22 protein-coding genes and 2 pseudogenes are annotated in these 25,204 nt (G+C 39.1%); 17 read left to right on the top strand and 7 right to left on the bottom strand.

Annotated elements, in window-relative coordinates:
• The first annotated feature begins 49 nt into the window (after positions 1–49).
• The 5 genes and pseudogenes from RVY80_RS02250 (at position 50) to RVY80_RS02230 (ending at position 3,493) form a co-directional block, all read left to right on the top strand.
• On the top strand, positions 50–484 hold the full coding sequence (locus RVY80_RS02250; protein ID WP_295193615.1) for a MarR family winged helix-turn-helix transcriptional regulator: 435 nt from the start codon (positions 50–52) through the stop codon (positions 482–484).
• Positions 477–1,337, top strand: a complete 861-nt coding sequence (locus RVY80_RS02245) for a pirin family protein (RefSeq protein ID WP_317329487.1) — start codon at positions 477–479, stop codon at positions 1,335–1,337. The genes RVY80_RS02250 and RVY80_RS02245 overlap by 8 nt, the downstream gene beginning before the upstream one ends.
• 53 nt (positions 1,338–1,390) lie before the next feature.
• A pseudogene (gene tnpA, locus RVY80_RS02240) lies at positions 1,391–1,726 on the top strand (IS200/IS605 family transposase); the annotation flags it as partial.
• Between the two features lie 25 nt (positions 1,727–1,751).
• A pseudogene (locus tag RVY80_RS02235) lies at positions 1,752–1,871 on the top strand (lactaldehyde reductase); the annotation flags it as partial.
• A gap of 263 nt (positions 1,872–2,134) precedes the next feature.
• Positions 2,135–3,493, top strand: coding sequence for an NAD(P)-dependent oxidoreductase (locus RVY80_RS02230; protein ID WP_317329486.1), 1,359 nt, complete (start codon positions 2,135–2,137; stop codon positions 3,491–3,493).
• Between the two features lie 181 nt (positions 3,494–3,674).
• Here the strand turns inward: RVY80_RS02230 and RVY80_RS02225 are convergent, their stop codons facing one another.
• The 6 genes from RVY80_RS02225 to RVY80_RS02200 all read right to left on the bottom strand — a co-directional run bounded on the left by RVY80_RS02225 (position 3,675) and on the right by RVY80_RS02200 (position 9,676).
• On the bottom strand, positions 3,675–3,956 hold the full coding sequence (locus RVY80_RS02225) for a ferredoxin family protein (protein ID WP_317329484.1): 282 nt from the start codon (positions 3,954–3,956) through the stop codon (positions 3,675–3,677).
• Positions 3,953–5,242, bottom strand: a complete 1,290-nt coding sequence (locus tag RVY80_RS02220; RefSeq protein WP_295193624.1) for an FAD-dependent oxidoreductase — start codon at positions 5,240–5,242, stop codon at positions 3,953–3,955. Before RVY80_RS02220 ends, RVY80_RS02225 begins: the two co-directional genes overlap by 4 nt.
• A gap of 113 nt (positions 5,243–5,355) precedes the next feature.
• Complete coding sequence (locus RVY80_RS02215) at positions 5,356–6,273, bottom strand: electron transfer flavoprotein subunit alpha/FixB family protein (protein WP_310746243.1); 918 nt, start codon at positions 6,271–6,273, stop codon at positions 5,356–5,358.
• 24 nt (positions 6,274–6,297) lie between these two features.
• Positions 6,298–7,080 (bottom strand): electron transfer flavoprotein subunit beta/FixA family protein, encoded by a 783-nt coding sequence (locus tag RVY80_RS02210; RefSeq protein ID WP_295191314.1) that lies wholly within the window; start codon positions 7,078–7,080, stop codon positions 6,298–6,300.
• A gap of 123 nt (positions 7,081–7,203) precedes the next feature.
• Positions 7,204–8,607, bottom strand: a complete 1,404-nt coding sequence (locus RVY80_RS02205) for an FAD-binding oxidoreductase (protein ID WP_295191317.1) — start codon at positions 8,605–8,607, stop codon at positions 7,204–7,206.
• A gap of 133 nt (positions 8,608–8,740) precedes the next feature.
• On the bottom strand, positions 8,741–9,676 hold the full coding sequence (locus RVY80_RS02200; protein WP_317329482.1) for a LysR family transcriptional regulator: 936 nt from the start codon (positions 9,674–9,676) through the stop codon (positions 8,741–8,743).
• A gap of 589 nt (positions 9,677–10,265) precedes the next feature.
• On the opposite strand from RVY80_RS02200, the gene RVY80_RS02195 reads away from it, so the two are divergent.
• From RVY80_RS02195 to RVY80_RS02165, 7 genes are all read left to right on the top strand, one after another.
• Positions 10,266–11,630, top strand: coding sequence for a short-chain fatty acid transporter (locus tag RVY80_RS02195; protein ID WP_295191322.1), 1,365 nt, complete (start codon positions 10,266–10,268; stop codon positions 11,628–11,630).
• 131 nt (positions 11,631–11,761) lie between these two features.
• Positions 11,762–12,715, top strand: coding sequence for a 3-hydroxyacyl-CoA dehydrogenase family protein (locus tag RVY80_RS02190; RefSeq protein ID WP_295191325.1), 954 nt, complete (start codon positions 11,762–11,764; stop codon positions 12,713–12,715).
• A 50-nt stretch (positions 12,716–12,765) separates the two neighbouring features.
• Positions 12,766–14,322, top strand: a complete 1,557-nt coding sequence (locus RVY80_RS02185; RefSeq protein WP_317329481.1) for an acyl CoA:acetate/3-ketoacid CoA transferase — start codon at positions 12,766–12,768, stop codon at positions 14,320–14,322.
• A 1-nt stretch (position 14,323) separates the two neighbouring features.
• Positions 14,324–14,740 carry a MaoC family dehydratase gene (locus RVY80_RS02180; protein WP_295191332.1) on the top strand — a complete coding sequence of 139 codons (417 nt, stop codon included), beginning with the start codon at positions 14,324–14,326 and terminating at the stop codon, positions 14,738–14,740.
• Between the two features lie 63 nt (positions 14,741–14,803).
• Entirely contained in the window at positions 14,804–15,583 is a 780-nt protein-coding gene (locus RVY80_RS02175) for an enoyl-CoA hydratase-related protein (protein ID WP_295191335.1), read from the top strand.
• 60 nt (positions 15,584–15,643) lie between these two features.
• Positions 15,644–16,783, top strand: a complete 1,140-nt coding sequence (locus RVY80_RS02170) for an acyl-CoA dehydrogenase family protein (protein WP_295191348.1) — start codon at positions 15,644–15,646, stop codon at positions 16,781–16,783.
• Between the two features lie 153 nt (positions 16,784–16,936).
• Complete coding sequence (locus RVY80_RS02165; RefSeq protein WP_317329480.1) at positions 16,937–18,340, top strand: GntP family permease; 1,404 nt, start codon at positions 16,937–16,939, stop codon at positions 18,338–18,340.
• A 95-nt stretch (positions 18,341–18,435) separates the two neighbouring features.
• On the opposite strand, the gene RVY80_RS02160 is transcribed toward RVY80_RS02165, so the two are convergent.
• Entirely contained in the window at positions 18,436–19,113 is a 678-nt protein-coding gene (locus tag RVY80_RS02160) for a lactate utilization protein (protein ID WP_317329479.1), read from the bottom strand.
• Between the two features lie 250 nt (positions 19,114–19,363).
• Here RVY80_RS02160 and pta point away from each other — a divergent pair, with 250 nt between their 5' ends.
• The 5 genes from pta to RVY80_RS02135 all read left to right on the top strand — a co-directional run bounded on the left by pta (position 19,364) and on the right by RVY80_RS02135 (position 25,004).
• Positions 19,364–20,362 (top strand): phosphate acetyltransferase, encoded by a 999-nt coding sequence (pta, locus tag RVY80_RS02155; RefSeq protein WP_295191342.1) that lies wholly within the window; start codon positions 19,364–19,366, stop codon positions 20,360–20,362.
• A gap of 189 nt (positions 20,363–20,551) precedes the next feature.
• Positions 20,552–21,280 carry a hypothetical protein gene (locus tag RVY80_RS02150; RefSeq protein ID WP_317329477.1) on the top strand — a complete coding sequence of 243 codons (729 nt, stop codon included), beginning with the start codon at positions 20,552–20,554 and terminating at the stop codon, positions 21,278–21,280.
• 343 nt (positions 21,281–21,623) lie between these two features.
• Entirely contained in the window at positions 21,624–22,391 is a 768-nt protein-coding gene (locus RVY80_RS02145; protein ID WP_295190635.1) for an MBL fold metallo-hydrolase, read from the top strand.
• Complete coding sequence (locus tag RVY80_RS02140) at positions 22,384–23,619, top strand: DUF445 family protein (RefSeq protein ID WP_317329474.1); 1,236 nt, start codon at positions 22,384–22,386, stop codon at positions 23,617–23,619. Before RVY80_RS02145 ends, RVY80_RS02140 begins: the two co-directional genes overlap by 8 nt.
• A 77-nt stretch (positions 23,620–23,696) precedes the next feature.
• A complete protein-coding gene (locus RVY80_RS02135; RefSeq protein ID WP_317329572.1) occupies positions 23,697–25,004 on the top strand; it encodes a DUF445 family protein in 1,308 nt (435 codons plus the stop codon).
• Positions 25,005–25,204: the final 200 nt, after the last annotated feature.

Here is a 25,204-nt window from a genome sequence, read left to right as displayed (position 1 = left end):
ATGATGATCAAATATAGTGTATATATAGTGTGTGTAGGAGGATATTAGGATGAAGGATTTAGATTTGAGTCTCTTGATTGGGTTATCCCGAACGTCGAATACCTTTGCCAGTGAAACGAGTCGAATTATGACGGCTCATGATTTAACGCTCAGCCAATTTGCCGTATTAGAGGCGGTGGTGCATAAGGGCACATTGTCCATTGGTGAAATTCAGCGCAAGATTTTGAGTACCACAGGCACGATGCCGGTGATTATCAAGAATTTGGAAAAGCGTGGCCTCGTCGTTCGCGAGCAAGATCCGACGGATAAACGTCGTTTTTATATTACCGCGACACCAGAAGGCCATGCGTTGATGGATAAGGTGTTTCCTCTCAACGAATCGATGATTCACAACAAGATGACATGTTGGTCTCAAGAGGAAAAACAAGTGTTATTTAAGTTATTACAAAAGTTTAGAAAACAAGAAGGTACAGACCATGAATAAACAAGAACGTTCCGTAATTGAACAAGTGCAAGGGTTCAACACCATTGACGGTGCTGGCGTGCACTTGGTGCGCGTGTTGGGTGGCGGCACAGTAGATAAATACAACCCAATTTTGATGCTTGATTCCTTTGACAGCGATAATCCTGCGGATTACACTGCAGGGTTCCCGATGCACCCACATCGTGGCATTGAAACTATCAGTTATGTATACCATGGTAAAATGATGCACCGTGACAGTATGGGGCACGAGGACACTATCGCTGACGGTGAAGTGCAATGGATGACAGCAGGATCTGGCATCATGCATGAAGAACTTGTGCCAGAAGCGCCTAAAATGTTAGGTGTTCAATTATGGTTGAACTTGCCTAAGAAAGATAAAATGGCAAAACCTGCTTACCATAGTATTAAAAATAATGACATCGAGGACATCGCGTTGCCAAATGGCTTGGGTAAACTTCGTTTGCTTGCTGGCCAATACGATGGCCATATGGGTTTCAAAGGGCAATATTTGCCGCTTGATTACTACGATATCCACCTCGAACAAGAGGGCGACGTACTCATCGATACACCGTCTCATAAATCCGTTATGATCTTTACATTGCGTGGCACCGTGAAGGTCGGAAATACGGTGGTTCCAGAAAAAACAGCTGCTAAACTCAGCGCGGGTGATGTGGTGAAATTGAACAATCAAGGCGAATTCGCCCAAGTATTGTTCATTAGTTCCGAAGCGATTAACGAACCAGTATCCTGGGGCGGTCCAATCGTTATGAATACGAATGAAGAGGTATACCATGCTTTTGATGAACTCAAGGCAGGCACATTCCTAAAGGAAAAGGTAAACTACGAGGAATAAGGTTGGGTACTGGCATAGCATTTCAATTGCTTTTTCAAGGCCTAGCGCACACGAGATGGTTATGTGAATACAAAGGAGTTACTATAATTGAAGGACATCTAATGATCGACCATGTTCATATGTTAGTGACGATTCCACCAAAAATATCAGTGTCGAGTTTTATGGGATATTTGAAGGGTAAAAGTGCTCTGATGATATTTGATAAGCATGCCAATTTAAAGTATAAATATGGAAATAGACACTTTTGGGCTGAGGGATATTATGTATCAACAGTAGGACTAAATGAGGCTACAATTAAAAAGTATATCACTGAGCAGGAAATACATGACAAGATGTCGGATAAAATTAGTATTAAAGAATATGAGGACCCTTTTAAGGGTGGCAAGTAGACAATATGCCCTTTAGGGTTTAGCTAAAGAAGAAGATATTCCATTCCTCGCAGAATCTGCTTTCAATGATGCTTGTACACCAGGTAATCCTCGTGACTGCACATTAGAAGAAATTGCGGACATCTATAAGAGCATGTTCCGATAGAATCCCATAGGAATACAATAAGAGTTATAACGAAGCAAGAATGTATGCTTTGTTATAACTCTTATTTATTATGTTGAAAGTTGATATATTACCTTGACGGACAGGCATTTGCACCGTAATATTATATTTAGATAAATATGCACGATATAATCACCTCATGAGGGTAATTGGATACTGCAACATGACTAGTGCATTTACTAAAGGCCTATGAGGTTGGGCCCTAGGAATTGAAAGTATCAGTGTATTTAAGGGAGGCATGTGCCATGAGTAACGAATTAAAGCCATTACATTTTGACCAAGATTATACAATGGAAGAGGCATTATTAGAGGCGAAGCGTTGTTTGAATTGCCCTAAACCTTTGTGTCAAACTGGATGTCCTATAGATAATCAAATTCCTCGTTTTATCCATGCCATCGCGCAAGGAAACTTTGGTGTGGCCAATGAAATTTTGGCAGAGCGCACAAATTTACCATCTATCTGTGGTCGTGTATGTCCTCGTGAAACTCAATGCGAAGGCAACTGTATCATGAATCGCATGAAAAAGCCACCAATCAATATTGGCAAATTGGAACGATTTGCTGCTGATTTTGAAAGTATCAACGATCTACGCAAACCTAAAAAAATCAAACAAGACAATGGACGCATTGCCGTTATCGGCTCTGGCCCGGCAGGTCTTAGTGTGGCTGGGGATGCGGCTAAATTGGGCTATGCAGTTACCGTGTTTGAAGGGCAAAGTGAACCGGGTGGTATTTTAACATTCGGTATTCCTGATTTCCGTTTGAGCAAATCTGTTGTTCGTCGCGAAGTAGCTCGTTTGGAAGGTTTAGGCGTAACATTTGTATGTAATACATATATCGGTGTAGATAAAACTATTGATGATTTATTTGCCGATGGCTTTGATGCTGTATTTATTGGTACTGGTACGCATATTCCACAACATGTTCACATGGAAAACGATACTATTGATGGTGTATTCCAGGCGATGCATTTGTTGACGAATGTTCAATTGGTAGATAATCGTGAGCTTGTGAAACGCGATATTCCTGTAGATGCAGGGGATCGTGTTGTTGTTATCGGCGCTGGTAATGTGGCGATGGATGCGGCGCGTACTTGTGTTCGTTTAGGTGCAAAATCTGTTACAGTCGTATATCGTCGTGGGCAAGAACAAATGCCTGCACTAAAATCTGAATACGAAGAAGCTTTAGCAGAAGGTGTTGAATTCCAATTCTTTGCATCACCAGTGGCATGTATTGGGGAAGATAAAGTAACAGGTCTTCGTTATGAACTGACAAAATTAACAGAAGATGGTACTGGTATCGAAAATATCGGTGAATTTGCTGAACTAGAAGCTGATAAAATTATTTTAGCGGCAGGTCATAAACCTCAAACTCGTTTAACTGGTAAAGGCAATAACATTGAAGTTAACGATAGCGGTTACATCGTAACAGTAGAAGAACCATATGGTATGACTAGCCGTGAAGGCGTATTCGCTGGCGGGGATGTTGTGCATAAACCAGCTACAGTAGTATTAGCTATGAGAGAGGCTAAAAAAGCAGTCGATGGTATGGTCAAATACATTGAAGTGAAAAAAGCAGAAGCCATAGCTACAGCAGAAAAATAATATAAAATAGTATTATAATAAGCGTATAGAGATATAGAATCAGTATACAGAAAAGGTTCTATAATACATGTTGAGGTTACCCAACAGGTATTATGAAACCTAAAAAGCTGAGGTACTTCCAAATTTGGAGTTACCTCAGCTTTTTATTTTAATTACATATGATATTAGTCTGCTCAGTGAGTTAACCTTCGCGGAATTCTACACCTTGTGTATCACGAGGGTATTCCCATTTTTTTACAACTTTACCTAGGGATAGAATGCGACATGTACCACATTCTAAGCACCCAGCATAGTCAAAGGTTAAGGAACCATCGTCTTGCAAACGGTACAAGCGAGCAGGGCAGGCATTGACCAATTTCATTTTTTCAGCCATATCTGGATAGTTAGGGTCAACTTCGATATGTGCATTATCTTCATCCACGTTGAAACGTGTGGTTGCTAATTTTGCTTCTATTGTCATCATAGAGAATGCACCCCTTTCCAGCCATCTTTGGCAAGATTAATAATGCCCACTTTTTTCACGCGGCGCATCATTTTCTTCATAATTGGTTCGGCCCCTTGGTCATTGACTCTAAATACATCGTGCATAATGCCGTTTACCATTTGAGGATATTCTTTGAAAATGCGGTCAGTTTCCATAAATTCAGGGAACTTCGCAGTTAGTTTCATGTCACCACCGATGGACGGACTATTTAATACACGATCATCGTATTTTTTAAGAGCTGCTGCAGAGTAATCTTCCGCAGCTTTGGCTTCGATAATTGTTTGAGCTGCATGAATGCCGGATTCAATAGCAAGGTCCATACCGCGCACAGTATATCCCAGATTCATACATAATCCCGCTGCATCACCAACGATAACATAGCCATCGCCACTTAAATTAGATACACCGCCAAAACCTGCTTCGGGAACTACATGACCACTACGTTCCACTAATTTTGCATCTTTTAATAGAGGGGCAATAGCAGGCGTTGCTACGAAATCATTCATCATTTCTTCGATATTTTTATCGGATTGACCTATATGAGCAAGACTCACAACCATACCTACAGAAATACTTTCTTTATTTGTATAGATGAAACCGCCACCCATGAGACCACGAGTCACATCGCCCATAGATAACCAAGCAGTACCTTCGCCCTCGGATTGGCCGAAACGAGCTTCAATTAATTCTGGTGAAAGTTCATATACATCTTTAGCACCTACAGCCATCTGTTCAGGAGTGACAGGTTTACGGAAACCTGCTTTTTCAGCAAGCATAGAGTTAACGCCATCAGCGATAACTACGACATTACCATACATATCGTCTTCGCCAACTTTTACACCTACGACCTTACCATCCTCTAGAATTAATTCGTCTGCTTGCACACCGGCTACTACCATGCCACCGGCTTCCTCTACTTGTTCAGCGAGCCACTGATCAAAACGGCCACGAAGGATTGTATAAGATTCTTCATTTTCTTTGTAATCGTTGGAGGCGTATTCGATAGTAGTGGCTTGGTTATCCGAGATGATAGAGATTTTTTCTTTTGTTACTTTCCGCTCTAATGGTGCTATTTCACGGAAATCTGGAATTAATTTTTCCAAGCTATGCGTATAAATACGACCACCCGTCATATTCTTAGCGCCCGCATAGTTACCGCGCTCAATTAATAAAACCTCAAGACCTTCTTGTACCATTTTATATGCTGCGGCACAACCTGCAAGACCTGCACCAACGACTATGGCATCAAATCTTTCTTCATCCATAGGGTTCACACCTTTCTGAAGTTAAATAAAAACTCTCACAGTGATACGAAGCTTTCACTATTTGGAAATCATACCTACCATGAGAGTTTTTGTATCATCACTTGAACGATTATTTATTTTGCAGCTTTAATTGCATCTGCTAATGCAGGTACGATTGTTTTGTAATCACCAACGATGGCATAGTCTGCGGCAGCCATAATTGGTGCATTTTCATCGGAGTTAATAGCTACTACTGTTTTTACATCACGGATACCAGCTACGTGTTGTACTTGACCAGATGTACCAACGCCAATGTATAAGGAACCTTTTAATTGTTTACCGGAAATACCGATGTAGCGTTCTACAGGAAGCAATTTCGCTTCTTCCGCGATTGGACGAGTACAACCTACTTCTGCACCGAGAACATCGGCTAAGGCATTCATCGTTGCCAAGCCTTCTTCGCCTTCTACACCACGGCCAAAGCCTACTACTTTATCTGCTTTGTTAAGGTCTACGCCACCTTTATTAGCAGATTCAACGGATACAACTGTTACTGTGTTAGCTACGGCTACTTCTTTTACAGTCACAGCTGTGGCTGCACCATCAGCAGCTGGATCATTAGAACGAGCTGGTACAGTAGCAAATGCAGGGAACGCTACTGCTTCATGAGATACCGCTAAACCACCATAGATGAAGCGCTCTACTTCGAGTGTGTCACCGGCGATAGCCAAGTTGCCAGCATCACTTACAAGGCCTGTGCCCATTAAGGCAGATACTTCTGCTGCCACTGCGCGTCCTTTTGGGGTAGCGCCTACAAGAACTACTTGTGCGCCTTCTTCTGTAAGAACTGCAGCGATTTCTTTACCATAGGCTTCCGCCCAAGTTGCTTCGCCTTTTAGGTATACAACTTTATTAATACCAGTGGCAGCTACGCCATTAGCCACTTCTTCAGTAATAGCAATAGCGCCTACTTCACCACCCAATTGTTTGGCAGCAGTGACTAGCTCTTTTGCTAAGGATACATCTTCACTATAAACCCAAATATTAGCCATCTGTATATTCTCCTTTTCTATCGCTTATAACAAGCCTTCTTTTGCCAAGGCATCTGCCAATTGTTTAACTTGATCAGCCACTTCACCTTCGTTAAATACGATGTTTTTACGAACCATAGTATACCCTTTTACGGCAGATACTGTAGTTTTAGGTGTAGTTTGAGTTGCATCAAGGCCAAGATCGGCTACAGAGAATTCAGTTTGAGGTTTTTTCTTAGCCCCCATTAATTGTTTAATGGAAGGGAAGCGTGGAGTTGCTACTTCTGGAAGTACGCTATATACGGCTGGACCAGCTACAGATACAGTTTCAAATTGGTCGCCTAAACGACGTTTAGCAGTGATAGTCGTACCCTCTACCGTTAATTCAGCAGTAGCTGTAATCGCTGGCACATCTAATAAGGCAGCTACACGGTTAGCAAATTGTTGGTTGCCTACGTCAGAGGAACCATCTGCACAGAGTACCATGTCAAAGTCACCAATTTTTTTAATAGCAGCGGCTACGGCATTCGCTGTTACATAGGAATCAGCTTGCGCAGCATTGTCATCATTGATCCAGAACGCTTCTTCTGGTCCACGAGATAAGGCATCTTTAAGGGAGCTTTTTACATCTCCATCACCATAGGATACAGCTACTAATGTAGAGCCTTCGTTTTTCTCCCAAATTTGAGTACCGATTTCGATAGCATTTTTATCGTAATCGGAGATTTTCTTTTTCGTACGACTAAAGTCTAATTCTTGCGTTCCTTGATTCACGCGGATATCTTGTTCATCCACAACCCATTTATAACAAACAATAATTTTCGGCATCGCTGTCACTCCATTCAAATACTCTAATATATTTCATCCTATATCTTTAAATTCTATAAAGGGAGGTTGTATTCCTGCCTCTGTTGGCATCAATTTATCTATATAAATATGTATTAGACAAATTTACTCAACGTCGATTACTTTACCAGGATTCAAGATATTTTTTGGATCCAATGCTTTTTTAACAGCCTGCATCAATTTAATTTCTACAGGATTTGTATATTGTGCCAATACGGCTTTACGTTTATAGCCAATACCATGTTCACCAGATAGTTTACCGCCTAATTCATATACTTTAGCGTAAATTTCTTCTTGGATAGCATGTAATTTTTCATCCCATTCTTCATCGGATAAATCTTTTTTCAAGATGTTCGCATGGATGTTGCCGTCACCAGCATGGCCTGCACAGTGAATGGTCAAGCCATATTTTTCACCTAATTCGGCAATGGTTTCAATAGTTTCTGGAATATGAGTAGTCGGTACTACAATATCTTCCATGGACGTTACAATACTAATAGCACGGTCAGCTTCGGCATAGATTTTACGAGCCTTCCAAATACGTTCAGGATCTGCAATTAATACGCTAGATGCACCATTTTCAGTACAAATTTCATCAATAGTACCCAATTGTTCTTCTAGTAATTCTTCGTTATCCCCTTCGATGGATACGATGATGTAGTTACCATTTTCAGAGTCAGGAAGGGATTCATTGAGGTAGGCTTCACAGTTGCGAACGGAGCCATTATCCATAAACTCTACGCATACTGGATTTACGCCAGCACTCATGATTTTAGGTACTACTTCAATAGCTGTTTTCAAGGATGGGAATACAGCTAATACGTCCATTTGAGATTCAGGTAATGGCACTAGACGAAGATAACATTTAGTAACGATACCCAATGTACCTTCAGAGCCGATGATTAAGTGGAATAAATTGTATCCGGAGGAATCTTTTTTGAGTTTACCCCCTAATGTTACGATGTCACCTTCAGCAGTAACGATTTCAACGCCGGCTACTTGTTGGCGAGTTGTGCCATATTTAACGGCTTTGTTACCACCTGCATTAGTACCGATATTACCACCGATAAAGGAGCTGTCACCGGAACATGGATCGCCAGCATACAAGAAGCCTTTTTCATTGGCCGCTTTTTGTACTGTGGCTGTAGTAGCACCTGGTTCCACTACCATAAACATATTTTCTTCGTCGATTTCAAGGATTTGATTCATGCGTTCAGTGGAAATAACAATACCACCGAATAATGCTACAGAAGCACTTGTAAATGCAGTACCTGCGCCACGAGCGATGACTGGAATTGTGTGTTCATTAGCAATTTTTACAACCGCCGCTACTTGTTCTGGAGTCGTAGGTAATACAACGAGTTCAGGAATTTTGTTGTATTTTTTACCAACTAATTCATCATGGGAATAGGGCTCTTTTTTTACTTCGTCAGTGTACACATTTTCAGCGCCGATAGCCGCTACGATTTGTTCAATAATTTCTTGTGTTACGGAATTGTACTGTGTCATAAAAGTCTCTCCTTAATAGAAATTAATAAAATCGATAAAGTATTAATTTATTTTTAGTCTAGCATTTGATGATATTTTGGAGAAGTATCTGTTTCTTATAAAATATATAACTTTATGTGAATGTGAGATTGCATTAATTGGATTGGAAATGTTTTATGAAGTACTGCTCCGTTAAGTTGATACTTTCATTATGGTATACATTATTAATTTTCGCTAATGTTATAGTCCAAAGAAATTTAGGGTCCAGGGGTCTTGATACAATGGTTCCACGTTGATAGCCTTGACCAGATGGATTAGGGAGCGTAGCATTTTTATCACAAAATTTTACAATAGGATGCGGTAATAACGCTACGGTATCCATTTCCTCACAGAGGCTGGCTAATAAATCCCATTCTTTTGATTTAAAAAAGATATTTGGCGTAATTCCGGCGAGATGAAAGTTCTTAATGATTTGATTATGCAGTAAAAATGATTCATCAAAGATGCATAGTTTTTCGTGCTCCAAATCTTTGTAGCTGAGTGGTTTAGTAGCTTGTGCTAAGCGGTGATTAGAATTAAATACAGCTGCTACTTGATCAGTATAAATATTCGTATGTGCTAAGTTTGGATGCGTAATAGGTTCAATTAAAAATGCTAAATCAATTTCCTGTAGCAATAGGAGCTCTTGTAATTTTTGGGCTCCATCTACAGTGATTTTTAAATTGATGTTAGGATTTTCTTTGATGAACTTAGGGATAATGGTGAGACATAAGGACGTAAGAACTAGTGATGGAATCCCTAGACGGACTGTACCACGAATAAGACCTTGCGGCTGGTGCAGTTGATCCATTAGTTTATGATATTGTTTTACTACATCTTTGGCTTTGTCATAGAACAGATGGCCTGCCGGTGTTAAGTCAACGAGACGACCTTTGTATCTAATGAATAGTTGGACATGTTCTGCAGATTCAAACTCTTTAATATATTTAGTGAGTGCTGGTTGAGAAATATATAACGCTTCAGCCGCTTTCGATATATTAAAACGGCTTTCCACAATTGTGATAAAGTACTCTAAGTGTTTTACATCCATTGTTAACTCCTTAAATAACATATAGTTAGTACGAACTTCTTAAAAGAAGATAATACTTATATCTATGTTGCATTGATAGTGAGAATTTATGGGGAAATATTTATGGTACTAGCGTTAAAAATAAAAGAATATAGATTTATTTATTTCGATATAGATTCACTTGCTTCGATGTAGATTTGTTTATTTTAATAAAGATTATTTTTTCAGTATTTATAGATAAATTATACTACAAATTTCATATACATACATCTCGAATTTTGAACCTTTGTAGTATTGAAGAATGATGTCAAAAATGTGCGATTTACAAGATGCCCTAAATGATTGGTAAATAGAGAATTTTAGTCAAACATATAACTTTAGGTTATAGAAATAATGAGTTTAATGTATTTAACATTCTGAGTAAAATTGCATATCTTAGATTTATAAAACAGGATTGCAAAGTTTCATTAAATAGCATTTGATATATTGTTAAGTTAAGGTGTTTGATTGTAGTAAATACATGATTATACGTAAACCTTTTTAAGGAAGGTGGTGAGTTAGAAAGAGCTTACATTTGATAATGTATTAATACATTTAGGAGGCGATTGTAATGACAGAAGTTAACGAAAAAAAACGATTAACGGACCACTTTACAATATTTGCTGAAAAGTGGGTGCCTGATTCTTATGTAATTGCATTAGTGTTGACTGTTCTTGCTTATGGATTAGCGCTCATATTCACAGATGAAGGTCCTTACAAGTTGGTACAAGATTGGGGAAAAGGCTTTTGGTCTTTGTTAACCTTCGCAATGCAAATGGTACTAATTGTTGTCACTGGATATGCATTGGCTACTACACCTTTATGTCAGAAATTATTAGTTAAATTGTGTAGTAAACCAACATCCGTAACACAAGTATATGTGTGGGGCATGGTATTATCAGGCATTGCCTATTATCTTAACTGGGGATTTGGTCTTGTATTTGCAGCACTTGTAACAAAAGAACTAGCCATCCAAGCACATAACAAAGGTATTCAAGTCGATTATCGAGTACTATGTGGTGCTACGTGGACAATGTTCTTTATTTGGCATATGGGGTTATCTGGATCTGCACCATTATTAGTAGCTACACCAGATCACTTTATGGTGAAAGAAATGGGTGTTATCCCTGTTAGCCAAACTATCTTTAGTAGCTATAACTTAATTCTTACTATAGCGTCAGTTATTATCATTATGTTCATGTTTACAGTGGTCATTCCATCCAACAAAAATATTAAAACGATGGCAGACTTGAGACCTGATCTTATGCAACCAGCAGTGGTTGATGCAGATGATTCGATTGAAATTAAAACACCAAGTCAATGGATGACACATACTCCTTGGTGTACGTATATTGTAGTTATCATGTTTGCAGTATATCTTTTCTATCACTTTGTGGCGTTAGGAAAATCTCTTGATATCAACGTTTTGAACTTTATGTTCTTGTTGCTTATTATGTTCCTTTATAAAACACCAGCCAAATTTTTGAAAGGTGTTAAAGCAGCAACGCCAGCATCTTGGGGTGTTATTATTCAGTTCCCGTTCTATGCCGGTATTTTTGGGATTATGAAATATAGTGGTTTAGTAGATATTTTTGCACAATGGATTATTAGTTTCAGCACTCCCGAATCCTTCCCAGCTATTGCGGCTATTTTGAGTAATGTAATCGGTTATTTCATTCCTTCTGGCGGTAGTAAATGGGCTATTGAAGCCCCATTCTTGATCCCTGCAGGCCAAGCGCTAGGTGTTCCAGATGCTAAAACAGTTATTGCTTACATGTTTGGTTGTGACTGGGTAGCATTGATTCAACCATTCTTTGCCGTTCCATTCATTGCTGTAGCGGGCTTAGAATTTAAAGACTTCGTTGGATATACATTTATCGTATATATTGTACTCGGTATATTCATGCTATTAGGATTGACGTTCGTTCCATTCTAATCGGCATATGGCATATATTGTAACATCTTGGTCAGTCATAATGTTGCTTAGTGAAAGTTAGGGCTTTCACCAAACACATATTAACAAATCTATATTAATATCTTGAGTTCCATTAAGGAGGAAAAGTTATTATGAAATTAGAAGACATTAAAGTAGTTGCAAGTCTAGGCACAGGGACCATGGGATATGGCATTACCTTGTTATATGCTATGAATGGTTACACTGTTAGAATGTTTGGTCGCTCTGATGACAGCGTTAATCGAGGACTCACAAACATTAAAGCCGCTTTGGAAATGTATAAAAATCATGACTTGGTAAAAGAAGATGAAATTCCCGAAATTTTAGGAAGAATTACAGGTGTTACTACTATCAAAGAAGCCACTGAAGGTTGTGATTTTGTTATTGAAGCCATCGCTGAAGATTTAGAAGTGAAACGTAAAGTTTGGAAAGAAATTGAAGACTATGTAGGTCCAGATATTATTTTTGCTACTAGTACTTCAGGCCTTAGCCCTACCGAAATTCAAGAAGTTTTGGTACACCCTGAACGTTTCGTAGTGGCTCATTTCTGGAACCCTCCACATTTAGTTCCATTGGTAGAAGTAGTTCCAGGTAAACAAACAAGCCAAGAAGTAGTTGATATTACTTGGAAATTAATTGAAAAAATTGGCAAAAAACCAGTAGCTTTAAAACGTGAAGCATTAGGCTTTATCGGCAATCGTTTACAATTAGCATTATTGAGAGAAGCTATCTATATTGTAGAAGAAGGTATTGCGACTCCAGAAGCTGTTGATGATGCCGTAAAATATAGTATCGGTCGTCGGTTAGGCGCTACGGGCCCTATTGAAACAGCCGATCTTGGTGGCTTAGATATTTTCTATAATATTTCCACATATTTATATGAAGATTTATGTGCTACTAAAGAACCACAAAAATTAATGGCTGATTGTGTCGCTGCGGGAACATTGGGTGCAAAAACTGGTACAGGTATGTATCAATGGACTCCTGAGGCTTTATCGGCTATCAAACAACGCCGTGAAGAAATCTTGTTAGAGTTCCTACAAAAGGATAAAACTACAAAATTTTAATAGTGATGAGTTGTATCTATTGTGAAAGTGTATTTAGGAGTTGATCAGAAATGAAATTTGTAACAGCAAAAGAGGCCATTGAACTGATTAAGGACAATGACACTATAGCTACTTCTGGTTTTGTTATGGCACAAGTAGCTGAAGAAATCTTAACAGAGTTAGAAAATAAGTTTTTGGAAACAGGTAAACCTAATCACTTAACCTTTGTTCATGCAGCTGGACAAGGTAATGGTAATGGTGGCGCTATGGACCATGTAGCGCATGAAGGATTAATTAAACGTATCGTAGCAGGTCATTTTAACCTTGCTCCTAAATTGGGTGCCTTGGTGAATTCCAATGCTATTGAAGCCTATAATCTACCGCAAGGTACGATTTCTCAATGGTTCCGTGCCGTTGGTGGTCGTAGACCAGGCCTGATTACAAAGGTTGGTTTACAAACCTTTGTGGATCCTCGTTTAGATGGGGGTAAAATTTCTAGTAAATCTACTGAAGATTTAGTAGAGTTGATGAATATTGATGGGGAAGAATATCTACGATATAAACAATTCCCAATTAATGTAGCTATTATTCGTGGTACTACTGCAGATACAGCAGGCAATATTAGTTGTGAAGATGAAATTGCCTCTGGCGAAGTATTAGGCATTGCACAAGCAGCGAAAGCATCTGGTGGTATCGTTATTGCACAAGTAAAACGCATCGCTGAAGTAGGCAGTATTAATCCACATCTTATGCGTGTACCGGGGCTACTCGTTGACTATGTAGTAGAATGCTCTGATATTGCGAAATATCATCGTCAAACCGATGGATCAATTTTGGAACCATCCTTCTGTGGTATCACTAGAAAACCATTAGCATCCTTACCAAAAATGAAATTAGATAATCGTAAAATTATCGCTCGCCGTTGTGCTATGGAATTAACTCCTGATTCCTCTGTAAATCTTGGTATTGGTATGCCAGAAGGTGTATCCTTGGTAGCCAACGAAGAAGGTATCGGTAATTTCTTAACATTATCCATTGAAGCAGGCGCTATTGATGGTGTACCAGCAGGGGGCACTGATTTTGGGGCAGCCTATAATCCAACTGGTATTTACGATCAACCATCTCATTTTGATTTCTATGACGGTGGCGGCGTTGATTTAGCAATTTTAGGCTTAGCAGAAACTGATGAAATCGGTAATATCAATGTAAGTAAATTTAAAGGCCGTGTTGCTGGTTGTGGTGGTTTTATCAATATTACACAAAATGCGAAACAAGTTGTATTCTGTGGTACTTTCACCGCAAAAGGCCTAAAAACAGAAGTACAAGATGGCAAATTAGTCATTGTTCAAGAAGGGACGAACAAAAAGTTCCTTAAAGAAGTAGAACAAGTTACTTTCTCTGGTAAATATGCACAAAGCGTAGAACAGCCAGTATTATACGTAACTGAACGGGCTGTATTTAAATTGACACCTAAGGGCTTAGAATTGACTGAAATTGCTCCTGGTATTGATCTTGAAAAAGATGTATTAGCATTGATGGATTTCAAACCTATCATTAGTCCAGATTTAAAATTAATGGATGAACGTATTTTTAAAGATGATATTATGGGTTTAAAAGAAGGAGAATAGCATGGTAGCTGACGTTAAATACGAAGATATTAAGATTGGTGATTCTGCAAGTGTAGTCAAAAAAGTAACTGTAGAGGATGTAGAAGCCTTTGCTAAAGTAAGTACGGATACTAATCCAGTACATATGAGTGAAGAGTTTGCACAAACTACAATGTTTAAACACCGTATTGCTCACGGCATGCTAGGTGCTGGCTTAATCTCTGCTGTGCTAGGTACAAAACTGCCAGGTGCGAATACCATTTATATGGGACAAACACTTCAATTCTTGGCACCTGTATATTTGGATGAAACTATTACAGCTACTGTTACTTGTACAGAAAAAAATGATGAAAAACATCGTATGAAATTTGAAACAATTTGTACCAATGAAGCAGGAAAAGTTGTGATCAAAGGCGAAGCTTTAGTTATGAAGAAGTAAGATGACTTTTAAATCAGTGAGATTAAAGCATAAGCATTTTATTTTAGAAAATGGGGTGTTCACATGGAATTTGTAAAAGTAAGCCAAAATGGATTTGTTACAACTGTTACTATTGATCGACCAAAAGCATTAAATGCACTGAATGAACAAGTTATAAAAGAGCTAGAAGAAGCCTTTGATGCGATTAGCCCTGAAACAACAAGAGCCATTATTTTAACTGGCGGTGGAGAAAAATCTTTCGTAGCTGGTGCAGATATTGGATTTATGCAAAATATGACCAAAGCAGAAGGCGAAGCTTGGGGTACATTTGCGAATGCAGTATTCAGAAAAATTGAATTATGCCCAATTCCTGTTATTGCAGCTATTAATGGTTATGCATTAGGTGGCGGTAATGAAATTAGCATGTGCTGTGACATTCGTTTAGCTAGTGATAATGCTGTCTTTGGCCAACCAGAAGTGGGCTTAGGCATTACTCCTGGTTTTGGTGGTACACAACGATTGGCACGTGTTATTGGTTCTTTGAGTAAAGCTAAAGAAATCATTTATGCTGCTCGTAATATTAAAGCAGAAGAAGCATTGCGCATTGGTTTAGTTAGTGCTGTATATCCACAAGCTGAATTGATGGCAGCTGCTAATAAATTAGCTAATGATATTGCTGCACAAGCACCAATCGCTGTTAGAAATTGTAAACGTGCTATCAATGAAGGTATTGAAATGGATATTGACAGAGGCCTTCGTTTAGAAGCTAATATCTTTGGTGATTGCTTCTTGTCGGAAGACCAAACTGAAGGTATGACTGCATTTCTTGAAAAACGTAAAGAAAAGAATTTTACAAACCGTTAATTGTTTAGATGTTATGGTCATATGACTTACTTATATATCTATTTTATTTAGGAGGACATCATTATGTATCAATTAACTGAAGATCAAGAATTATTACTTCAAACTGTCAATGAATTTGGCGCACAACGCTTGGCACCAACTGTATTACAACGTGATGCAGCGAATGAGTTTGATGAAAGCTTAGTAAAAGAATTACTTGACCTTGGTTTACAAGGTATTTGCTTCCCTGAAGAATATGGCGGGGCTGGTGCAAGTTATGTTGACTACATTCTTGCATTACGCGATATTTGTAAATACGATGATGGTATTGGTATTACTTATTCTGCATCTGTATCATTAGGTGCTAGCCCAATTGACGTATTCGGTACACCAGAACAAAAAGAAAAATATCTTCGTCCAGTAGCAGAAGGTAAAACGTTGGCAGCCTTTGCATTAACAGAACCAAATGCTGGTACTGACGCAGCTAGTCAATTAACAGTGGCTGAAAAAGTTGGTGATGAATATATTATCAATGGTAGCAAAATGTTTATTACTAATGCTGGCCCAGCTGATGTATATGTTATCTTCGCTATGACAGATAAATCTCAAGGTACAAAAGGTATTTCTGCTTTCATTATTGAAAAAGGTATGCCAGGATTCACATTTGGTCCAGAAGAACATAAAATGGGTATCCATACCTCTATTACTCGTGAATTAATCTTTAAAGATCTTCATGTACCAGCAGCTAATTTGCTTGGACAAGAAGGCAAAGGCTTTAAAATTGCTATGCATACATTAGATGGTGGTCGTATTGGTGTAGCTGCTCAAGCAACAGGTATTGCACAAGCTGCATTACAACATGCTGTTGAATATACAAAACAACGTGAACAATTTGGCAGAGCAATTGCTAAATTCCAACATACTCAATTTAAATTAGCTGAAATGGCTACAAAAGTTGAAGCAGCAAACTTGATGTTATTAAATGCAGCTAATGATAAAGCCGCTGGTCGCCCTTATACTGTTTCTGCAGCAATGGCTAAGATGTTCTGTTCTGATGTAGCAATGGAAGTAGCTACAGATGCAGTTCAATTATTCGGTGGTTATGGCTATAGTGAAGATTATCCTGTGGCACGTTTGTTCAGAAATGCTAAGATCACTCAAATTTACGAAGGCACAAATGAAGTACAAAAAATGGTAGTCAGTGGAGCTGTTTTACGCTAGTTCTAAAGATGCTATATATTGAATAATAGGCATAGTTACTGCATCTCTAATTAAGATGGAAGAATAAAAAGAGGTTGGGTTTCGAGCTAATAGATTTTCGAAACTCAACCTTTTTTATAAGTAATCGATACAAGTATATGCATGGAGGATATTATGGATGTTATAAGCATTATATTAAGTCTTGTATTACTGATGACCTTTGCTTATCGTGGCTTTTCAGTTATTGTAGTAGCCCCTATTTTTGCACTTTGTGCAGCTGTTTTATCTGGCTTGCCAATTATGCCCTCTTATACAGAATTATTTATGGGCAAAGCTGTAGTTTATATTAAGTCATTTTTTCCGGTTTTCTTATTAGGTGCCATTTTTGGTAAGGTAATGGAAGATACAGGCCTTGCTAAAAGTATTGCGAAATGGTTGATTTTAGGTTTAGGTGCAGAACGCGCTATTTTATCTATTGTATTAGCTGCAAGTATTCTTACTTATGGTGGCGTTAGTTTGTTTGTAGTGGTATTTGCGGTGTATCCTTTCGCAGCTGCATTGTTTAAAGAAGGTAATTTACCTAAACACTTCATTCCTGCCTCTATTGCGTTAGGTGCGTTTGCCCCAACTATGGATGCGATTCCTGGGACACCACAGATTCAAAATCTGATTCCTACTAATTTCTTTGGTACAAATGCGTATGCAGCGCCAATTGCCGGGATTTTAGGGAGTCTTATTATTTATGGTGTAGGCTTATGGTATTTGAATCATCGTTTGCAAAAAGCAGTGGCAAAAGGTGAAGGTTATGGTAATCATACACTTAACGAACCAGTTATTTCTGAGGACGAATATTTACCACCATGGTATCTTGCGGTTGTACCATTAGCAGCTGTATTAATTGTTAACTTTGGTATTACTGAATACGTGAAATGGGATCCATCTTTGCTTGAGACGTTCAAGGCATCAGGTAAAACTCCATTGGTAGCAGCAGGAATCAAAAATGTAGCAAGTATTTGGTCTCTTATTATTGCCTTGGTAATAGGTATTGTTCTTGCGATGATTATTGGTAGACGTGCCCTTAATACAGTGCCTAAATTTACTAAAACATTAAATGCTGGTGCGATTGGATCCTTGTTGGCTATTATGAATACTGCTTCTGAAGTTGGTTATGGTAATGTTATTGCATCTTTAGATGGCTTTAAACATATCTCCAGTGCTTTATTAAGCATTCAATTCGGTGGCAATCCATTGATGTCCGAGGCCGTGAGTGTAACAACATTGGCTGGTATTACTGGTTCTGCTTCTGGTGGTTTGTCTATAGCACTTGATCTTATGTCCCAACAATGGTTAGCATGGGCGAACCAAATTGGTATGTCTCCTGAAATTCTACATCGTGTAGCCTCTATGGCATCTGGTGGGATGGATACATTGCCTCATAATGGTGCCGTTATTACATTACTTGCAGTATGTGGTTTAACACATAAAGAATCTTATAAAGATATCTTTGCTATTACATGTATTAAAACATTAACGGTATTCGTTATTATCCTATTCTATACTATGACGGGTATTTACTAGGATAGGAATTTATAATTGAATTTTACTAATATGGCCTGTAGCGGATGCATAATCTGCTACAGGCCTTTAAGTTGTATTGGAGGCTATCAGCCATTTTAAAAGCCTAAGTCTTCGTTAATAATAATAACCTCCATGATATCCATATTGCGCATTTTCTTGTAGTAAATTGTCAAGGCGTTGCAAATCCGATCAGGGGAGCCACAGTCATAGCACTTATCTTTTTTGATGGCGCATGGTGTAGTGCCAATATGTTTGTTTTTCAAAATATTTTTTGGTGCTGCTACATTGCGAGCACGGTAAATGGCAGAGGCTAAGTCTGGGGTGATTTTATTGATGCCTAGTACGAAAAATACTTCCTCAGAGCCAAATAGTGAGCCGGCAATACGATTACCCGTACCATCGATATTCACCATTTCACCGGTTTGGGCGAGGGCGTTGACGGAGGTAAGGAAAACGTCTCGTCCCATGGTTCGAAGGGCGGTTTGGCGGAAACTTTCACCATCGAGAGGGCGTTGGATATCTGTAACCTCTATGTTATTCGGTTCGAGGGCCTCGTATAAGTGGATTTGTTGGAGCGTTCGAGAATCGCCGATGGCTACGCATTTATGTTGAATGCGTTCTTGTAAATACAGAACGGCGTCAGCAGATGTTTCAAAATAGTGAACTATGAAACTATTGCGTTCTAAATTTTTAATGGTCCTTTGAATGTCGATGGGTGTGGTATTATCGATAGGATTTGTAATTGCGTTGATAGTTTGTTCGGTATTGGACATGGTGCACCTCCTTGTATAATTCATTTATAACACTGAATGGTAGTGAAGGCAATTATAATTACATAGGTTTTAGTTACTGTTTAAATAGCGATGTATTGAATACGAATCCTTTAGAGTTCCATGTAATAGATATCTATGCAATATATACATAGTTAGTATTCGTGTTTTCTTACTTTCACCAGTATGTCTAATTTGCTATAATACAGTTAGGTAAAGGCGAATTCTCGCCATTGTTAAGGAGGCAAAAACAGTGGAATTAATTCAAAATTTAAAAGCAAAAGTAAAACCATTAGGTAAAAAAATCGTGTTGCCAGAATACCATGACGAACGCGTATTGAAAGCAACTGAAATCATCGTAAAAGAAGGTTTCTGCACACCTGTATTAGTTGGTAGCCCTGCTGAAGTAGAAGCAAAAGCTAAAGAAGTTGGCGCTAACATCGCTGGTGCTGAAATCATCGATCCTAACAACTATGATCGTTTTGACGAAATGGTAAATACTTTCGTTGAATTGCGCGCTAAAAAAGGTATGACTCCTGAAAAAGCTGAAGCAACTATGAAAGGCGACGAATTATTCTTCGGCGCTATGTTAGTTCGTTTGGGCGCTGTTGATGGCATGGTAGCTGGTTCCGCTAGCCCAACTGCTAACGTTCTTCGTGCAGCATTGCAAGTTGTTGGTACTAAACCAGGTCTTAAAACTGTATCTTCCGCTATGTTCATGTTCACTGACAAAAAAGAATACGGTGATGACGGCATGTTAGTATTCTCCGACTGCGGCGTGTTGCCTAACCCAACATCCGAACAATTGGCTGATATCGCTGAATCTTCCGTTGAAAAAGCTCGTCAAATTGCTGAAATGGCTGATCCTCGCGTATCCATGTTGTCCTTCTCCACTAAAGGTTCCGCTTCCACTCCAGAAGTAGACAAAGTAGTAGAAGCTGTTAACATTTTGAAAGAACGTAATGTAGACTTCAAATTCGATGGTGAATTACAATTGGACGCTTCCATCGTTCCTTCCGTAGCAGCTAAAAAAGCTCCAGAATCCCACGTGGCTGGTAAAGCTAACATCTTGATTTTCCCTGATCTTCAAGCTGCTAACATTGGTTACAAATTGGTTCAACGTTTCGCAGGCGCTGATGCTCTTGGCCCATTGATTCAAGGTTTGGCTGCTCCAATCCATGACTTGAGCCGTGGTTGCTCCGCACAAGACGTTGTAGATGTAGCGGCTATCGCTGCTGTTGAAAGCATCTAATCAAAACTACATATGAGTTAAGGCTTGTTAGAAAAGAGGTAATGTGTAGGCATTGCCTCTTTTTTTGATATGAGATATGAATTGTAAAAGTTTTTATAATAAATAATAAGAACTTGTCAAAAATAAAAAGTTTCTGTTTTTTATTATAAAAACTTTTCGGTATAATACAGATAAAGGGAGGTGCAGATTATGGATTTTGAATTATGGCCCCTTGATGCCATACAAGATAGCTATCCTAAACTAGTGCTCTCTACGGATAGAGATATCAATGCAGACTATGATGGGGTACAGCATGTGAATAATGTACTATATGCGTTTGCACTTTTAAAACAATTGGTAGCTAAAGTGGTTCCAAAATCAATCGCTAAAAGTATGAGTCAAGTTCGTAAAAACCAATTATTGCTATTTTTTGCCCAAATGAATAATGTAACTGAAGCGAAGAATGCATTTTCATGGATAGTTAGTGATGTTACTATTATCAATAAAAATATAGATATTAATGCCAAACCTTTTATTCCATTCTTTGGAGATGAAACCAATAAAGAAAAAATGCTTATTTTTTTACGAGCAGCAGATTTTAATATTTATGATATTGAGCTTAGGGAACGGTTGCAACCGCAACAAAAAGTTACCATCAATCAGGATGTCAATGGAGAGATTAGTACCTCTATACAGACTGTAGACGAAAAGGTTACTGATATTTACTTGGCACATAAGAATCGAGAGGGAAAATTATTTTGGCTTCATTATAAGGACGAAAGCGCGGGTACAAAATTTGATTTTGACTCACCAGATTGCAGGCGTCAGGATTATGGTTATAAAAAACGATATTTACAAGGCGTGTATGGTGCTGATCAGATTATTAACTATCCAATGTTAGAAGATGTGTTGGGAGTAAACTTTCAACAGAAATGTTAAATACAAAATTAGGGCAATATTTGCATACTACTTATAAAAAAGTGATAGTAAGCAGTTAGATGCAATTGCTTCAAATTATGAGATTGCTATAAAAAATGCAGAGCCTATAGCAGAAATCTCTTTTGATGGACAATGTACAAATGTAGGGAAAATTTTTAATAGTATATAGTTTATATATAAGGTACACAGATGTATGGCTTGGTATTTATACTGAGGTTGTACATTTGCGTACCTTTTTAATATGTTATCTTTTCAAAATCTTTACACATATATGGTATAATAAAGATTAATCTTTATGATATAAGTTATCAATTATTTCTTCTAAATGAGAGAAGGCGATAGTATGAATATATACTTTTTAAACCATAGTGGTTTTATGCTTGATGATGGTATTCGTTGCTACGTATTTGATTATTTTAAAGATCCTGAAAAACGTGTGGATGCAATGGTGGCAGCGGGGCGTGAGATGTGGTTTTTTGTAACGCATACGCATGGGGATCACTATAATCCAGCTATATTGAATTTTAACCAATCAACGACGAGATATATTTTCCACAAGGATGTGGCTGTGGTCCGTGATTTGACGGCACGCGCTGTGGCCCAGAACCAGTCTGAAATGGTAAATCAAACTGCCGACACTGACAATAGAACGCGTATTAATGAAGAACTTCTAACAGCTATGCTCCCAGGCGAAACTGTAACCATCGAAGATACTGAAATCACGATGTTCGGCAGCACTGATGAAGGTGGCTCTTTCCTTGTAAAAACACCACGTGATACTTTCTTCCACGCTGGCGATTTGAACTGGTGGCACTGGCTCGGTGATACACCAGAAAATATTCGTGAAGCCAAAGACATGGCATGGCGTGAGCTTTCACCATTACAGGGCGTAACAGTAGATATCGGGATGTTCCCGGTAGATAATCGTCTAGAAGACGCGATGGAATGGGGCGTTATTGAGTTCTTGCGCCGCATGACAGTGACAAGAGCGGTGATTCCTATGCATTTAAATGGACCCCGATGGAAACCATCCTTGTATTTCAAGGCCTTGTTCCCAGATGTACCTATATTGAATCCTTCGAGTGAAGGGGAAGAGTTTTTGAATGTTTAAAACTAAACCGATGGCTACGTTACTGCTAGCGGTAATGACCATTATATTTTTAATTTCATATCCTCAACGACACGATGTGTGGTGGGCATTTGTGATGCATATCAGCGGTGCCGGCATGATTGGTGGCTTAGCCGATTGGTATGCTGTAACCGCACTGTTTTCAAAGCCTCTTGGCATAGGGTATAAAACGGCAATTTTGCCTCGCAGTAAGGATCGTCTTGTTCAGATGGGACGAACTATGCTCAGTGAGGAATTATTGCGGGTACCACAGATGTACTATGCGATCAAGCGCGAAAAGGTGATGGTTCGCATCATCGAGTACGTTATGAGCGATAAAGGACAGTCTCAGATTCGCCATATGCTCCAAGGCGTGGGTAAACAGGTGTTGTCTCATATGGACATCGAGCCAATGCGTAAGGAGATTAACAAAGCCATTTACAAGGGCAGCACGGACTGGAAAATGACACCTCTTGTAATTTTGTTCGGTCGTTGTATGCTTGAACGTCATACGGCATCTGTGTTTTGGTTCTATTTCAATAGAACCTGTCAGCACGTTATCGGATCTGATGCGGTGTACCCATATCTCTATCGTGTGATGGTAGCGATTATGAAGCGGTACACGAAAAATTCATTCTTCCGCGAATTGGCCATCGCCTTTGGTGGTGAAGGTTTGACACCGGAACATTTGGTGGATACGGTGCAATCCAAGGCGGTGAAATTCCTTCGTGAAAATGAGTCCATCGACTCCGCGTTGGGGCGCTATGTGTGGGGGCAGGCGATTTTGTTCTTTAATCGCCTAGAGACAAATAAGGAGTGGCAGGACTTTATTGAGCATCATAAAAATAAATGGATTCGGACAGCTCTTGAGGAGTGGGAAGGTAAACTCATTGACGGTAAACATGTTGATTGGGATATGCTCTTTGATATGTTGATACAAAAAGCGCAATTATTGGGGCGAGATATCCTCGATAATCCTGGAAAACAGGCGCCTTTTGAACGATTTTTCTTACTTCGTTCAATTCCGTTATTGCAAAAATTGAACCCCCTCATTGATAAGGTGGTAGGTTCTGAATTATCTCGTTACTCTGCAGACGAAATGACAAATATCATACGTGGAAAAATGTATTATGACCTTCAAATGGTGCGTATCAACGGCTCTCTCGTGGGCGCTGTGCTAGGTGGACTCTTTTATGGTGCCACCCTCTTCATTAAGGGGGTGATGCTATGAGTCCAGATAAAAAATACGATTACGATATGGCGCACAAACATTTGCATCGCCACCATAATTTGCCGTGGTACGACGTGGTGGGGCGCTTTCACAAGAGTACCTACCGTCAACGGGCGAATGGCATTTTGACAGTCACTGCTATTTTATATGTTTTTGTATTTATTGCACAATTTTTCTACGATGGTGAAAGCTGGTTTCAACCGCTGTACTGGTGCGTACAATCGGCCCTCATCGGCAGTGTGGCGGACTGGTTCGCGGTGACCGCATTATTCCGTAAACCTTTAGGTATTACGTATCATACGGAATTGGTCCCTCGTAACAAGGAACGCCTTATCGATGGTGTTATCAAGTTGGTGGAAACGAAAATGCTCACCAAAGACCGTTGTCGTATACTCTTGGAGAATGTAAAGTTTGTACCCCTCATTGAGAATTTTATGCTTTCTGCGGAAGGGCAACGGGTGGTTCGTCTCGTCTTACATCAAGGCTTACACTTGTTGTGGGGGACTAGAACACCAGCGGAATGGTCAAACTGGGGTGCTGATCGCATCCGCCAATTCCTGGGAAAACATTCCTTAGTACCAGCGCTCAAGCATGTGCTGCTTGATTTATGTGAAAAGAATAAATATGAAAACATGGTCGTTCAAGTGCTAGAAGTAGTGCAAGAACGTATCAATCATCCAGCCATGGTCACGTGGCTCACCGCTGTTGTGGCGGAGGAAGTACATCTTAAGAAACGTCGTAGTTTCTTGTCTGATTTATTTCTATCCGTGTCGGAAGCTACAGATGTTATCAATCATCGCGAATTGGCACAGGCCATCATCAGTGAAGCCTATTTGATGATTGAAGCCTGGAAACAACCGAACAGTCCTGAACGGATTGCTTGGCTTAGTCAATGGGTAAAGCCGGTGCAAGATTTAGAGCAAAACCGTGAGGTTTGTGTGGCTCTGGATAATGCTTGGAGTCGTTGGATTCATGAGCAAGATTGGGAAGAAGTATTATTAAATCACGTATGCCCACATATTGAGGACCTTCTCGTCGCAGGAGATGAACGTGGTGAAACTCCTGCAGAGATTTTTGTAAATATCGCCCTAGAATTGTGGCAAGTATATGGCACAGATCAAGACTTGCGCAATCGTATTGAATATACATTACAAAATATTAGCCAATACTTATTGGAACAAGGTTACGATTTAATCGAAAATATTATTCGACAAGTATTGGAAGGATTGAGCACTGAAAAGTTCATCTACTTTATTGAATCCAAAGTAGAAGATGACCTCAGCTGGATTCGTATCAACGGTGCCATCGTTGGTGCCACATGTGGATTGCTGACATGGACATTCTTGGAATACGTGTATACGCCTTTGGTGGTGCATTTCTTTTAGTATGATGAGCATTTGGTTAGAATGAGTTGGATTCGACCAATAAAATTACATAATGTATCTAATTGAGGTTATGAGGGTATTTCTAATTAATGTGCACGACCCACTAAGGTTGTCCTAGTGGACGACTTATACAATAATTTAATACATTGCAACAAAAAACAATCGCCACGGGTATTCGGCGATTGTTTTTATTATATGTA

Origin of the sequence: Veillonella absiana (genome assembly GCF_032970865.1) — a bacterium.
In the GTDB taxonomy this organism is placed as follows: Bacteria; Bacillota; Negativicutes; order Veillonellales; family Veillonellaceae; genus Veillonella; species Veillonella absiana.
Note: the sequence above shows the minus strand (reverse complement) of the source record. Positions and strands in the feature narration are given on the sequence as shown.

What these genes read in the sequence shown, in the direction of transcription:
- RVY80_RS02165 (WP_317329480.1), top strand. Translation starts at nt 16,937, where the DNA reads ATGGATGTTATAAGCATTATATTAAGTCTTGTATTACTGATGACCTTT.
- RVY80_RS02150 (WP_317329477.1), top strand. Translation starts at nt 20,552, where the DNA reads ATGGATTTTGAATTATGGCCCCTTGATGCCATACAAGATAGCTATCCT.
- RVY80_RS02185 (WP_317329481.1), top strand. Translation starts at nt 12,766, where the DNA reads ATGAAATTTGTAACAGCAAAAGAGGCCATTGAACTGATTAAGGACAAT.
- RVY80_RS02195 (WP_295191322.1), top strand. Translation starts at nt 10,266, where the DNA reads ATGACAGAAGTTAACGAAAAAAAACGATTAACGGACCACTTTACAATA.
- RVY80_RS02190 (WP_295191325.1), top strand. Translation starts at nt 11,762, where the DNA reads ATGAAATTAGAAGACATTAAAGTAGTTGCAAGTCTAGGCACAGGGACC.
- RVY80_RS02215 (WP_310746243.1), bottom strand. Translation starts at nt 6,273, where the DNA reads ATGGCTAATATTTGGGTTTATAGTGAAGATGTATCCTTAGCAAAAGAG.
- RVY80_RS02230 (WP_317329486.1), top strand. Translation starts at nt 2,135, where the DNA reads ATGAGTAACGAATTAAAGCCATTACATTTTGACCAAGATTATACAATG.
- RVY80_RS02205 (WP_295191317.1), bottom strand. Translation starts at nt 8,607, where the DNA reads ATGACACAGTACAATTCCGTAACACAAGAAATTATTGAACAAATCGTA.
- RVY80_RS02160 (WP_317329479.1), bottom strand. Translation starts at nt 19,113, where the DNA reads ATGTCCAATACCGAACAAACTATCAACGCAATTACAAATCCTATCGAT.
- RVY80_RS02250 (WP_295193615.1), top strand. Translation starts at nt 50, where the DNA reads ATGAAGGATTTAGATTTGAGTCTCTTGATTGGGTTATCCCGAACGTCG.
- RVY80_RS02145 (WP_295190635.1), top strand. Translation starts at nt 21,624, where the DNA reads ATGAATATATACTTTTTAAACCATAGTGGTTTTATGCTTGATGATGGT.
- RVY80_RS02210 (WP_295191314.1), bottom strand. Translation starts at nt 7,080, where the DNA reads ATGCCGAAAATTATTGTTTGTTATAAATGGGTTGTGGATGAACAAGAT.
- RVY80_RS02225 (WP_317329484.1), bottom strand. Translation starts at nt 3,956, where the DNA reads ATGATGACAATAGAAGCAAAATTAGCAACCACACGTTTCAACGTGGAT.
- RVY80_RS02175 (WP_295191335.1), top strand. Translation starts at nt 14,804, where the DNA reads ATGGAATTTGTAAAAGTAAGCCAAAATGGATTTGTTACAACTGTTACT.
- RVY80_RS02245 (WP_317329487.1), top strand. Translation starts at nt 477, where the DNA reads ATGAATAAACAAGAACGTTCCGTAATTGAACAAGTGCAAGGGTTCAAC.
- RVY80_RS02220 (WP_295193624.1), bottom strand. Translation starts at nt 5,242, where the DNA reads ATGGATGAAGAAAGATTTGATGCCATAGTCGTTGGTGCAGGTCTTGCA.
- RVY80_RS02180 (WP_295191332.1), top strand. Translation starts at nt 14,324, where the DNA reads ATGGTAGCTGACGTTAAATACGAAGATATTAAGATTGGTGATTCTGCA.
- RVY80_RS02200 (WP_317329482.1), bottom strand. Translation starts at nt 9,676, where the DNA reads ATGGATGTAAAACACTTAGAGTACTTTATCACAATTGTGGAAAGCCGT.
- RVY80_RS02140 (WP_317329474.1), top strand. Translation starts at nt 22,384, where the DNA reads ATGTTTAAAACTAAACCGATGGCTACGTTACTGCTAGCGGTAATGACC.